The 12,446-nt window shown below is 65.9% G+C and carries 14 protein-coding genes; 5 read left to right on the top strand and 9 right to left on the bottom strand.

The genetic code is table 11. The features are described from left to right. Positions 1-14: 14 nt before the first annotated feature. Both AC2FAN_RS17745 and AC2FAN_RS17740 read right to left on the bottom strand, forming a co-directional pair. Positions 15-635, bottom strand: coding sequence for a hypothetical protein (locus tag AC2FAN_RS17745; RefSeq protein ID WP_485175762.1), 621 nt, complete (start codon positions 633-635; stop codon positions 15-17). Continuing rightward, positions 632-2,086: a hypothetical protein gene (locus tag AC2FAN_RS17740; RefSeq protein ID WP_485175760.1), complete on the bottom strand. Its 1,455-nt coding sequence runs from the start codon at positions 2,084-2,086 to the stop codon at positions 632-634. Before AC2FAN_RS17740 ends, AC2FAN_RS17745 begins: the two co-directional genes overlap by 4 nt. Before the next feature lie 312 nt (positions 2,087-2,398). Between AC2FAN_RS17740 and AC2FAN_RS17735 the strand changes: the two genes are divergently transcribed. Next, positions 2,399-2,821, top strand: a complete 423-nt coding sequence (locus AC2FAN_RS17735; RefSeq protein WP_485175759.1) for a GNAT family N-acetyltransferase — start codon at positions 2,399-2,401, stop codon at positions 2,819-2,821. Positions 2,822-2,825: 4 nt separating this feature from the next. Here the strand turns inward: AC2FAN_RS17735 and AC2FAN_RS17730 are convergent, their stop codons facing one another. Next, positions 2,826-3,245: a winged helix-turn-helix transcriptional regulator gene (locus AC2FAN_RS17730; protein WP_485175757.1), complete on the bottom strand. Its 420-nt coding sequence runs from the start codon at positions 3,243-3,245 to the stop codon at positions 2,826-2,828. A gap of 102 nt (positions 3,246-3,347) precedes the next feature. Between AC2FAN_RS17730 and AC2FAN_RS17725 the strand changes: the two genes are divergently transcribed. Next, entirely contained in the window at positions 3,348-4,103 is a 756-nt protein-coding gene (locus AC2FAN_RS17725) for an SDR family oxidoreductase (protein WP_265054130.1), read from the top strand. 252 nt (positions 4,104-4,355) lie between these two features. Then, positions 4,356-5,303, top strand: coding sequence for a 50S ribosomal protein L11 methyltransferase (locus AC2FAN_RS17720; protein WP_265054147.1), 948 nt, complete (start codon positions 4,356-4,358; stop codon positions 5,301-5,303). A gap of 86 nt (positions 5,304-5,389) precedes the next feature. Here AC2FAN_RS17720 and AC2FAN_RS17715 read toward each other — a convergent pair whose 3' ends face one another. Together AC2FAN_RS17715 and AC2FAN_RS17710 are read right to left on the bottom strand one after the other, a co-directional pair. Next, positions 5,390-5,518, bottom strand: coding sequence for a hypothetical protein (locus AC2FAN_RS17715; RefSeq protein WP_265054148.1), 129 nt, complete (start codon positions 5,516-5,518; stop codon positions 5,390-5,392). A 53-nt stretch (positions 5,519-5,571) separates the two neighbouring features. Then, positions 5,572-5,817 carry a hypothetical protein gene (locus tag AC2FAN_RS17710; protein ID WP_485175754.1) on the bottom strand — a complete coding sequence of 82 codons (246 nt, stop codon included), beginning with the start codon at positions 5,815-5,817 and terminating at the stop codon, positions 5,572-5,574. A 299-nt stretch (positions 5,818-6,116) separates the two neighbouring features. On the opposite strand from AC2FAN_RS17710, the gene AC2FAN_RS17705 reads away from it, so the two are divergent. Beyond that, positions 6,117-7,952 carry an aminopeptidase P family protein gene (locus AC2FAN_RS17705; RefSeq protein ID WP_485175753.1) on the top strand — a complete coding sequence of 612 codons (1,836 nt, stop codon included), beginning with the start codon at positions 6,117-6,119 and terminating at the stop codon, positions 7,950-7,952. A 124-nt stretch (positions 7,953-8,076) separates the two neighbouring features. Here the strand turns inward: AC2FAN_RS17705 and AC2FAN_RS17700 are convergent, their stop codons facing one another. The 4 genes from AC2FAN_RS17700 to AC2FAN_RS17685 all read right to left on the bottom strand — a co-directional run bounded on the left by AC2FAN_RS17700 (position 8,077) and on the right by AC2FAN_RS17685 (position 11,318). Next, complete coding sequence (locus AC2FAN_RS17700; protein ID WP_265054151.1) at positions 8,077-8,376, bottom strand: AzlD family protein; 300 nt, start codon at positions 8,374-8,376, stop codon at positions 8,077-8,079. After that, complete coding sequence (locus AC2FAN_RS17695) at positions 8,373-9,086, bottom strand: AzlC family ABC transporter permease (RefSeq protein ID WP_485175751.1); 714 nt, start codon at positions 9,084-9,086, stop codon at positions 8,373-8,375. The genes AC2FAN_RS17700 and AC2FAN_RS17695 overlap by 4 nt, the downstream gene beginning before the upstream one ends. A 28-nt stretch (positions 9,087-9,114) precedes the next feature. Beyond that, the gene (locus AC2FAN_RS17690; protein WP_485175749.1) at positions 9,115-9,978 is read right to left on the bottom strand and encodes a helix-turn-helix domain-containing protein; all 864 of its coding nucleotides are present in this window, start codon (positions 9,976-9,978) and stop codon (positions 9,115-9,117) included. Positions 9,979-10,073: 95 nt separating this feature from the next. Then, positions 10,074-11,318, bottom strand: a complete 1,245-nt coding sequence (locus AC2FAN_RS17685; protein WP_265054154.1) for an MFS transporter — start codon at positions 11,316-11,318, stop codon at positions 10,074-10,076. A gap of 95 nt (positions 11,319-11,413) precedes the next feature. Between AC2FAN_RS17685 and AC2FAN_RS17680 the strand changes: the two genes are divergently transcribed. Further along, positions 11,414-12,388, top strand: a complete 975-nt coding sequence (locus AC2FAN_RS17680) for an AraC family transcriptional regulator (protein WP_485175747.1) — start codon at positions 11,414-11,416, stop codon at positions 12,386-12,388. Positions 12,389-12,446 lie beyond the last annotated feature (58 nt).

Below are 12,446 nucleotides of genomic sequence, written 5' to 3'. Positions count from 1 at the left end.
ATGGCGCGCCGTCGCTAGGGGCCAAGTCCGCTGATTGTTGTAAATCCTCGCAGGAACAGCTTGTCGCGGGTGGTCGACGCAGCTTCGGCCGGTTCCTTCACGTAGAAGTACGGGCCGTAGCTATATGAGATCGGCCCCCGATCGGCATAGCCGAACCTCAGCGCATAGATGTTTGCCGTCGGCGCGTCGGGGGAAAACTGCAGCACGACCGGCAAATAGCTGAAGCCGTTCTTGTCGGTGATGATGTCGCCATTAATGATCGTATAGTGAGCGCTCGATCCCCCGATCTCCATCCCGTTGACGTCGACGACCGAAACCCGGATCTGCTTGTCCGGAATGCCGGTGTCGAGCCGGTCGAAGAAGACCGCCCGCGTCCATACGGAGACCGGCTCCAGCTTTCGGACGACGGCGATCTCGTGGAACTTCATGTCGATGCAGCATTTGTTGTTCACGCAAGGCGGTGGCAGCCCGACGCCGGACTGCACGAAAGCCTCGAGCTTGTCGGGGATGCGGCCAGCGCCGAAAATCCTGCATTGCTGGGGCGCGTCCGCACCGATCGCCAGGCTGCACGACAGCAGCCAGGCGATCGACGCAACGGCAAGTCCGGAGCCGGGCTTCCCGTGCGAAGCGGTCATTTGCTCAATGCCTTGACCGCGTCCTTGACCGAGCTTCCCCTCGCGACCAACCGCTCAAGCTGCTCGAAGAAGTCGTCCGAAAGACCGATGAAATACTCAGACGTCGGCGCCGTCTTAAGGATGCTGGCGCTGTCCTTGCTGGAAAGGCCGCTAGCCGCAACCTTCATGGCGGAATCGCTGAGCGAGATCTTGCTGTAGAATTTGACCAGATCCTTCTTCTGTTTGTCCGACAGATTCGGATTGGTCATAACCTCGATCAGCTTGGCCTGCTTGAGTTCGTTCTCGCGGCTGGTCCACTCTTTGATGAACTTTGCCTTCTTCGTGGTTATGCAAGGCTCGGATACTTCAAGCTCCTTGAAGTATTGCTCTGTATTCACATCGCATTTCACCGCCAGCGTGAGCGAGACCGGCATATCGCGTTCGACGGTCGGATTGAACGTGAAGGTCTGCTTCCATTCGATCTTGTCCTTCAGGCTGGCGGAGCTGTAGGCGAGGTTCAGCGAGACCAGCCACGGTCCTTGCGCAGCCCCGCCATTGGCCGCAGCCTGCGGATTGGGTTGAAAGCGGAAGAATTCGTTGTCGGGGTCGTTGATCGATGTCAGCGCGTCCTTCGCGATCTGGAACAGCTGGGCGCCTTTTTCCTTCGCCTCCAGGTCTCCTTCCTTCAGATCGCAATCGATGAGCTTGCTGCGGAACAGATCCTGCTGGATCGACTGATAGTCGGCCGTCATGCCGAACCATCCGTACCCGCCCGAGCCGTTATAGCGCTGCCGCACCTCCTTCCAGACCTTCTGGAGATCCGCCTTGCAGCTGACGCTCCACGGAGCGCCCCTGAACTGCGAGGTGGCAACCAGGTTCACACCGAAGCTCGAATCCGGCGTGATGTCGGGCTGGTCGCGAATGCGTTGCGCCACATAGGACGCGAAGGTGTGGCTGTCGGGCGAACCCACGACGAAATTGAAGGACGAACCGAAGCGAAACGCGGGCGGAAAGACTGAATCTCCGTTGCCTTTGATGCCGAGCGAGGTGGCGGCGTAAACCGGCTCGATGCTCTTGGTCTTGCCATCGAGATTGGCGAGCTTCGGCGTGTCGACCTCGAAATCGCGTTTGATGGCAGCGCGGATCGCAGTTTCCTGATCGGGTGTGATCGTGACCGTGGCCAGACCCGAGATGGTTGCCCCGACGATCGGCACATAAAGGCCGTACTCGGGATCCTTCTGCCTGAATGGCGCTCCGATGCCCCAGTATTTCACCGAGGGATCGGACAATGTCAGGCCGAGCACGAGCGGAATTCGCTCAGGATAGATATGAAACTGCTTGGGATCCGCCTCGTCCTGAAAGGCGACCACTCCGTTCGCCCGTGTCGAGGATTCGATCTTCGGCAGAGCAATCGCGGGAGCCGTCGCAAAAGCGACGAGACCTGCAGTGGCTGCCAACGCAAAAGCTCTCATCATGTTGCCCCCTTTTCCAGAGCGACGATGATTACGAGCCCAATGTCAAAAATACAATTATAAGTTGCATGAACCTTTGTGATGCAACCCGGCACCGACATTTACGTCAGGCATCGCATAGACACGGAATCGACTTGTACAACGATCCGACCGGAGATCGCTGGCGACCGTCGGCTTGAACCGACACCGGAGGCATCCCGGCCGAGACCCGGCACGCCATCGCCCTGATCCCGGCTCCGGATGTATCGCTACAGCCAGCAGCGGAGTAGAAGCGGCGCCTAAGCTGCCGATTCTCTGAAGAAGCAACCGACTATGACTCCCCTGATCGCGCTGACCGACGCCGAGGACGATGCTCTTCGCGACGTCCTCCATAACGGCCTGCGAAACTACAACGACGAAAAGATCGGCCGGAACGATCGCCAGACGCTGACGATCCGCGTCGATGATCCCGAGAGCGGCGAGCCGATCGGCGGGCTCATGGGCCGCAGCTCGCTCGGCCTGCTCTTCATCGATTTCTTCTATCTGCCGAAGAGCCTGCGCGGCTCGGGCGTCGGCAGCCGCATACTCGCCATGGCGGAGGAGGAAGGCCGGCGGCGCGGCTGCAGCAAGGCCGTGCTCTACACCATCAGTTTCCAGGCGCCCGAGTTCTACAAGAAGCTGGGATGGCAGGTTTTCGGCGAAATCGCACCGAAGCCGCCCGGCGCGACCCGGGTCTACCTGACCAAGGACCTCTGAGCGCTCAAGCGCCGTTCTCCCGCTCGCGAAAGGCCTTCCGCGCCGCCGAGACCTGCGGATAGTAGGTCTCCGCCCAGACCCAGACCCCGCAGAAGGCGGCGCTGAGCTCGCGGCCGAGCTCGGTCAGCGTGTAGTCGACATGCGGCGGGATCACCGGATGGACGGTGCGTACGACCAGCCCGTCGCGTTCCATCTCCCGCAGCGTCTTGGTCAGCATCTTCTGGCTGATGCCGCTGACACTACGCCCCACCTCGGTGAAGCGCAGCGTGCCCCGCTCCTCCAGCGCTTCCAGCACCAGCATCGTCCACTTGTCGGCGATCTGCGCGATCACCTGGCGCACCAGCGACTCCACGGCCGGGCTCACCGGCGGCAGCGCGTCGCTCCTGGCATGAATCGCCCCCATGGCACTGCGGATCGCCTGCATCCGACACTCTCCTTTTGGTGCGTATGGAACTTCTACGCGCCTTCTTTCCATTGAAGAGTAAGGGTGCCAACTGGTGTCACGCAACCACGAAAGGGACTTGCGATGCACATCACCGGAAACACCATCCTGATCACCGGCGGCGGCTCCGGCATCGGCCGGGCGCTGGCCGAGGCCCTCCACGCCAAGGGCAACCAGGTCATCATCGCGGGGCGTCGCGAAAGCGTCCTCGACGAGGTCACCGCAGCCAACCCCGGCATGGCATCGATGCTGCTCGACATTCAGGACAAGGCCGATATCGAGGCCTTCGCCAGGCAGATCGTCGAGCGCTTTCCGAAGCTCAACGCTGTCCTCAACAACGCCGGCATCATGAAGCCCGAGAACGTTCCGGCCGCCGATAATCTCGCCATCGCCGAGGAGACGATTGCGACCAACCTGCTCGGTCCGATCCGCCTCACCACGGCGCTGCTGCCGCATCTGCTGAAGCAGCAGAATGCGACGGTCCTGACCGTCTCCTCCGGACTCGCCTTCGTGCCGCTGGCGGGAACCTTGACCTACAGCGCTACCAAGGCCGCGATCCATTCCTGGTCGATCGGCCTGCGCGAGCAGCTCAAGAGTACGTCGGTCGGGGTCATCGAGATCGCCCCGCCCTATGTGCAGACCGAACTCCTCGGCCCGCACCAGGCCGTCGATCCCGCCGCGATGCCGCTGGCCGATTTCATCGCGGAAGTGATGACGATCCTCGAGACCCGGCCGGACGCCGCCGAGGTGATCGTCGAGCGCTGCAAGCCGCTGCGCTACGCAGAGGCGACAGGCACCTTCGCCAATGTCTTCGCCGCGCTGAACGCCCAGCACGCCTGAAAACAAGCGCAACCTTAGGGAAGGGGCGTGGCGAACCCTCTCCTGCACGGAGAGGGGCAGGGCTGAGGTGTCGGCCGCTGGACCGGCAAAGCGGGGCTTACCGCTGCGCGGCAATGGGTTAGCGGCCTACCCCTCACCCTGCCCTCTCCCTCCAGGAGATGGTTTCCCGCGCTGGCCGAGCCTGTACTTTCTCCGAAGGACCCTTCGCCGGCAGCGCATGACAACCCTGCCCCGCCCTGCTAATGCCACCGCATGCGCGAAGGCCTCCTGCCAGCGACGGTTGCGACCGTCTTCGAACTCTCCACCTCGGGCGAGAAGGCTCGGGCCCTGACCGAATTGCTCGGCGAGATCTTCGACCCGACCGAGACCGCGATTTCGGCCTTCGAGATCGAGGACGGCGTCACCACGCTCTCGCTGAATGCGCCCTGGAAGGTCGAGATCTACTTCGCCCAGCACCCGGACGAAGAGGCGGTGCGCGACCTGCTCAGGCCGATCGTCGGCGGTCTGGTCGACACGACACCCTTCACCACCGTGAACACGCGCGATTGGGTTGCGGCGAGCCTCGACGGGCTGAAACCCGTGCGCGCCGGCCGCGTCCTCGTCCACGGCGCCCATGACCGGGAGACCGTGCGCGTCAACGACGTCGCGATCGAGATCGAGGCGGCGCTCGCCTTCGGCACCGGCCATCACGGCACCACGGCCGGCTGCCTGCTGGCGCTCGATGCCGAAATGAAGAAGCGCCGGCCGCGCTTCGGCATCGATGTTGGCACCGGCACCGGGATTCTGGCGTTGGCGCTCGCCAAGCAGATCAAGCGCAAGGTCGTCGCCGGCGACATTGATGCCGTCGCGGTGGAGGTCTCCGCCCATAATGCCCGGCTCAACCACGCGCCCCGTGCGCTCGATCTCTATGTCGCGCCGGGCCTGCGCCATGCCAAGGCGAACCGACCGGGCCGTTTCGACCTCGTCCTCGCCAATATCCTGGCCGGGCCGCTGAGGCGTCTCGCGCCCTCGATCGCGCGCGTGCTGGCGCCGCAGGGCACGCTGATCCTGTCCGGGCTGCTCGCCATGGACGTTGCCGGCGTGGTCTCCGCCTATCGGCATCAGGGCGTCTATCTCGCAAGCCACTCGCTGCGCGAAGGCTGGGCGACGCTGGTCATGAAAAAAGGCGGCGCAGCCCCGAGGCCCCGCCGCCCTGCCTGACCTCCTGCGCCAGAGCACCGGACCGAAGAGGCGAAGCCCCTTCCGATCCACTGCCGCTAGAAGCGCGAGGTCGTTACCCGTTCAGTTCAGAAGCCGATATGGCCGTACTTGCGCTCGGCCTCGGCCTGCAGGCTGCGGGCGTCATGCCAAACGGCAGCGGTGAACTTCGCCGCGTCGGCGATTTGTTCGGCGATATGCTTGATGATGGCGATCATGGTTCGGATCCTGAAAGTTGCCGGCGCGCGGCAGGGCCGCAGCAGCCCGGAATTCAGCGGTTGAAAGGCAGCGAGACGTCGCCCGACAGCGTCGCGGACGGGTAGCCGCCCAGGACCATCTCGGCCTCGTTGACGAGGAGGTTGCGGGCGCGCAGCTCGCGGGTGGCGGAGCGCATGCGGCTCTCGATCAGCGCGGCATAGAGGCGCTGCATCAGGCTGGGCGTATCGGCCTTGCGATTTCTGGTCTCGGCTACCACCGGTACGGGCAGCACGTCGGCATTGTTCAGCACATAGGTCATGGGTCTATCTCCGAAAAACGAAGGACAGTCCCGGCCGCTTCCTCGTTCTCTTATGCGACTAAGGTGGGGTCATTTCGCACTTGCGAGAAGATATGTTCGCATATGCGAGATATGCGTAAAACGCATGAGATCCGTCCATATCCATTAACGTTTGCGTAGATTGCATAACCAATCGGCACAATGCGGAAATGGCGAGGCAGGCTCGCCCCACCGAATGGGCATCGCCGAAACGATGCATTTGCGCTGGCGCTTTCGCTGGCGGGGCGCGACGATGGCGCCACGCTATGCCGGACCCTGCCATGACCGAATCGACCCTGCCGACCTGCCGCTTCCAGTCCTTCTCCGAACCCAGCGATCCCGCCGAGGTCGCCGGCCGCGTCGCGGCATTGCGCGGCGCCCTCGCGTCACAGGGCCTCGCCGGCTTCGTCATCCCACGCGCCGACGAGCATCAGGGCGAATATGTCCCAGGCCATATGGCCCGCCTCGCCTGGCTGACGGGCTTCACCGGCTCGGCCGGCAGTGCCGTGGTGCTGGCCGACAAGGCCGCGCTGATCGTCGACGGCCGCTATACCATCCAGTCGGCCGCGCAGACCGACACGAAGATCGTCACCCCCGTCCGCATGGAAGAGACGCCGCTGGAGCGCTGGATCGAGCAGAACCTGCCGGCCGGCGGCAAGCTGGGCTACGATCCCTGGCTCCACACGGTCGATGGTGTCGCGAAGCTTGAGAAGGCGGCGGCCGCAGCCGGCGGCAGCCTCGTCGCTGTCCCGGTCAATCCCATCGACGCGCTCTGGGCGGACCGTCCGGCCCCACCCGCTGCCCCGGTGAAGGCACACCCGGCCGCCTATGCCGGCGAGGATACCGCCTCCAAGCTCGACCGCATCCGCAAGGCGCTGGCCGAGGCCAAGGTCGACGCGCTCGTCGTCTCCGACCCGCATGCGCTGGCCTGGGTCTTCAACATCCGCGGCGGCGATGTCGAGCACACGCCGTTGCCGCTCGGCTATGCCATCGTCCCGCGCGAAGGCCGCCCGACCGTGTTCCTCGCGCCCGAGAAGATCACCAACGAAGCCGGCGACGCGATCGGCGCCGTCGGCGAGATCGCCCCCCCGGCCCAGCTTGAAAACCAGTTGAAGACGCTCGGCGCTGCCAAGGCCAAGGTCCGGCTCGATGCCACCACCGCCGCCGCCGCGCTGGCGACGCTGATCCGCGACGCCGGCGGCACGCCCGATGCCGGCACCGACCCGATCGCGCTGATGAAGGCCCGAAAGAACGGGGCCGAACTCGCCGGCACGCGCGCCGCCCATCTGCGCGACGGCGCGGCGATGACGAACTATCTGAGCTGGCTCGCAAGCGAGGCCCCAAAGGGCAAGCTGACCGAGATCGACGCCGTCGCCGCGCTCGAAACCGAGCGGCTGAAGACCGGGCTGCTGAAGGATGTCTCCTTCACGACCATCGCTGGCGCCGGCCCCAACGCCGCCCTGCCGCATTACCGGGTCAGCGAAGCGACCAATCGCCGGTTGGAGCCCGGCATCTTCCTGGTCGATTCAGGAGCCCAGTACGAGGACGGCACCACTGACATCACCCGCACCATCGTCATCGGTGAGCCCACCGCTGAGATGCGCGACCGCTATACTCGCGTGCTCAAGGGCCATGTCGCGATCTCCCGGCTGGTCTTCGTCAAGGGCACGTCAGGCGCACAGCTCGACGCCTTCGCGCGGCTGCCGCTCTGGCAGGGCGGTTTCGACTTCGACCACGGCACCGGCCATGGCGTCGGCAGCTATCTCTCGGTGCATGAGGGGCCGCAGCGGCTCTCCAAGCTCGGCACTACGCCGCTGGAGCCGGGCATGATCCTCTCCAACGAGCCCGGCTACTACAAGCAGGGCGAATACGGCATCCGTATCGAGAACCTGATCGTCGTCGAGGAGCGGCAGATCCCCGGTGCCGAGCGTACGATCTACGGCTTCGAGACCATCACCTGGTCTCCTTATGAGCGAGCGCTGATCGAGCCGTCCCTGCTCGATGCCGGCGAGATCGCCTGGATCGACGCCTATCACGCCACGGTCTGGGAGAAGCTCTCCCCGCTGGTCGAAGGCGAGGCGAAGGCTTGGCTGGAGCAGGCTTGCCGGCCGTTGTGACCTCACCCGTCATTCTCGGGCGAAGCGGAGCTTCGACCCGAGAATCTCCTGCCGAAAAAGGCGCGAAACCGCAGCCCGCTGGTCACGAGATGCTCGGGTCAAGCCCGAGCATGACGGGGGTGGATCACATCACCATTCGGAACGCCACCACGGCCACGACACCCACGGCCACCACGCCCAGCAGCGGCAGACGCGTCGCGGCCAGAGCCGTCACCGCCGCCGCCGCCGTCTCGGCCCAGCCCGTCGCGAGCGCGCTCGGCGCGATCACCGCGATCAGCACGGCCGGCGGGATTGCGTCGAACGCCGCCTGCGCCCTTGGCGACAAGCTGAGGCGCCCGGCAAGCGCGAGCCCTGCGACGCGCGTCGCATAAGTCACGATCGCCATGCCGAGGAAGGCGAGGAGGTTGATCGGATCGACGCTCACGCCTCGGCCTCCTTCGCCACGGGCTGCGGATCGGCGCCGGCGGCCAGCCACGCGGCCAGAAGTCCGCACACCGCACCCGCCGCGACATGCCAGGGCGGCCCGGCCAGTCGATAGGTAACCGCCGAGGCGATGCCGGCGGCCGCCACCGTCCAGAACGTCACCCGCCCCTTCCAGAAGGCTGCGACCAGCGCGATGAACAGCGCCGTGAAGGCGAAATCGGCGCCGAGCCGCTTCGGATCGCCCAGCACGGCGCCGATGCTCGCGCCCAGCGTCGAGTTCACCAGCCAGCCGGCGACGAAGGGAACGACCATCGCGAACCAGTAGGCCGGCGTGAGCCGATGCGTGCGGGCCCGCTTCTCGGCCAGAGCCCAATTCTCGTCGGCCATGTAATAGAGCCCAAGCAGCTTCTGCCAGCGGCTGAAGCCCTCGAGCTTGGGCGCGAGCGATGCCCCCATCAGCACATGGCGGGCATTGATCAGCAGCGTCGAGAAAACCAGCGCGGCGATAGGTGCCGGAGTCGCCCACAGCTCCACCGCCGCGAACTGCGCCCCGCCGGCAAAGACCATCACGCTCATCAGGAAGACTTCGAGCGGCGACAGCCCCTTGCTGGCGGCGACCGCCCCGAAGAGCAGGCCGATCGGCGCCGCAGCCACCGCCGCCGGCCAGATGTCGCTCAGGCCGCGCCTGATGTCGTCGCGCATCGTGGACATGGGTTGGCTCTCTCGAAAGGCGCTTGGCTCAGCCGGCATGCGCCGCACGGAAGGCGCCGGGGGTCACGCCGAAGCGGGCCTTGAAGGCGCGGGTCAGGTGAGGCTGGTCGCAGAAGCCGGTCGCCGCCGCGACATCGCCCGGCATGTCGCCGCGCCGCAGCCGCTCGCGGGCGCGCCGGACGCGGACATCGATGAGATAGGCATGCGGCGTCAGCCCGGTTTCCCGCCGGAAGGCACGGATCAGATGGTGGCGCGGCAGGCCGGTCAATCGCGCGAGATCGGCGAGCGACAGATCCTCGTCATAGCGCGCCTCGAACAATTCGCGCGCCTTGGCGACGGGCCCGCCCTCCGCTCCGACGGAGCGAACCGCCAGATCGGCATGGCGGGCCAGGCAGCGAGCATAGAAGCGCAGCAGCATCTCCTCGCCTGCGAGAAGATCGTCGCCATCCTCGATGGCTCGGTGCGCCCCAGCGAAGAGGGCCGCGCCCCCGGCATCCTCGACCAGCGGCTGCCGAAAGAACGGTGTGCCCGACACGTCCCGGCCGCTGAGGGAGGCCGCGACCTCGCGGATGAGCCCGATCTCGGGATAGGTCATGCGATAGCTGTAGCCCGGCCCATAAGGCTCGCCGTCATGGGTTTCGAGCGGATTGACGAAGGTGATCTGGTTGGGGCGGGCATAGTGCCGCTCACCGCGCACCCGAAACGTCTCGCAGCCGGCCTCGATCGTGCCGATGACATAGCTTTCATGGCGGTGCGGGGCATAGGCATGCCGGCGGAAGGTCGCGGCGAGGCAATCCAGCCCGTCGAAGCGCTCGGCCGGAAACAGCTTCGCCCGCTCGCCGGCGACGAGCGGTTCGAGGCACAATGTCTCGCCCTGTGTGATCGCTTCCATGGGGCGAGCATAAACTCTCTCGCCGCATCGCTGTCTTGAAGAAAAGTGATCGGGCGCATCACGCGCCCGATGTGTTCTGGTCATTCGGAACGGCGTTAGATGGCGTGGGAGGCGCTGCCGGCTCCGACCCGCTCGGGGCTCTTCGATCCCAGCGCGAGCACGCCGAGCCCGCCGACCAACGTCGCGACCATGGCATAGGCCATCACGCCAAGCGTCCCGAAGCCGTCGACCAGAAGCCCACCGAAGATCGCGCCGCTGGCGATCGCGACCTGGAAGGCGGCGACGAGCAGGCCACCGGCCGACTCGGCCTCCTCTTCCGGCGCGACGCGCACCAGCCAAGTCTGGAACCCTACCGGCAGCGCACCAAAGGCGAAGCCCCAGAGCCCGACGGCGACGGCGGAAGCCACCGGCGAAGAACCGACCAGCAGCAGGCCCAGGCCCATCAGCGCAATCGTCAGCGCACCGAAGATCACGGATGCCTTGGCGCTGCGGGCGGTGATGGCGCCGCCGACCAGGTTGCCGAAGAAGCCGCCGACGCCATAGGCCAGCAGGACGAGCGAGATCGCCTCGACCGAAAGCTGCGGGATCTGCTCCAGGAACGGCCGGACATAGGTGAACCCGGCGAAATGCCCGGAGATCACGACGACAATACCGGCCAGGACCAGCGCGATGCTCGGCCGGCCGAGCAACCGGAAGAGCGTACGGATATCGGGCGAGCCGCGTGCCGGCAGGCGCGGCAGCACGGCCATCTGGATGACGAGCGTCGCGACGCCGATGAGAGCCGCGATCCAGAAGACGACGCGCCAGCCCAGCAGGTTGCCGACATAGGCGCCGATCGGCGCGGCGCTCACCGTGGCGATGGAGACGCCGGTGAAGATCAGCGACATCGCCTTGGGCATGGCGCTCGGCGGCACCAGCCGCATCGCGATCGCCGCCACCATCGACCAGAAGGCGCCGAGCCCGATGCCGAGCAGGACGCGGGCGACGAGCAGCGTCGGGAGAGTGGTGGCGACGGCGGCGAGCGCGCTTGAGAAGATCAGCAGGCTGGTCAGCGACCAGATCACGATGCGACGGTCGATGCCGCGGGTCACGATCGCCGCGGCGAGGCCGGCGATGGCACCCACGACCGCCGTCGCGGTCACCGCTTGTCCGGCCGCTCCGACCGAGACGCCGATATCGGCGGCCATCGGCGTCAGCAGGCTGGCGGGCAGGAATTCGGCGGTGACGAGGCCGAAAACGCCGAAGGTCAGCGAGACGACGGCGGCCCAGGCAGGCTTTTCGCGCGCGTCGTCGCGGACGTCATCGAGGTCGAGTGCAGTTGCAGACAGGGAATCTGACATGGGGGTCTCCACGAGGTGGCCGGAAGATGGGCGTGGCGCCGTGGAGTTTCCATGCTATATAATCCGCATTCCTTGACCGTTCGTCCAGGACTGCAATGACCGCTTCAATCGATCACCTGACCGAGATGCTGCGCGGCCTGAGGCTCGACGGCGTCGACTACAGCCGTTGCCAGATGGCCGCGCCCTGGGGCGTCGTCTTCCCGCAGAGCCGCGAGGCCTGCTTCCATTTCATCTCCCGCGGCGGTTGCTGGCTGAAGACGCTGGCCGGCGAATGGGTGGAGTTGCGCGATGGCGATGCCGTCCTGCTGCCACATGGCGGCGGCCATATCCTGGCGAGTTCCCCAGAGGTCGTGCCCTCCCCGCCCTGCGACTGCCGCGTGCGCGAGCTCTACGGCAATGTCTTCGATGTCGAGGGCGGCGGCGCGGGCGAGCACATGCTGGTCTTCACCGGGCGCATGACCTTCAATGTCGATATCGATCATCCGCTGCTGCGCCTGATGCCGGATGTGATGCGGATCTATGATTTCGCCGCCAACGAGCCGGGCCTTCCGCATCTGCTGGAGGCGATGGGCCGCGAGGTCGCGATGGACCGCGTCGGCGCTGGCGGCATCCTCGCCCGCCTTGCCGATGTCGTCGCCGCAACGATCATCCGGAATTGGGTCGAGTTCGGATGCGGCACTGCCAAGGGCTGGATCGCAGCGGCGCGCTGCCCGCAGATCGGGAAGGTGCTCGCTGCCGTCCACGCCCATCCGGAAACCGACTGGACGGTCGAGAGCCTGGCGGCATTGATGGGCGCCTCGCGCTCCGGCTTCGCCGAACGCTTTGCCGAGGTCGTCGGCGAGACGCCGGCACGCTATGTCGCGCAGGTCAGGATGCACCAGGCCCGGCAATGGCTGGCCCGCGACAAGCTGCGCATCACGGTGGTGGCGCAACGTCTCGGCTACGAATCCGAAGCCTCGTTCAGCCGCGCCTTCAAGCGCATCACCGGCTCGGCGCCGAGCCAGGTGCGGGCGGCAGGCGGGCAGCAGCCAACAGCGATGTTCGCGCCGTCTGCGGCAGCGGCGGAGTAGCCTAATTCCCGCCGTCATGGTCGGGCTTGACCCGACCATCGCGGAGACCAGCGCCCTC

The organism is Allobosea sp. RIT-PG3_2, assembly GCF_057321085.1.
This window is presented reverse-complemented; position numbering and strand designations above follow the sequence as displayed.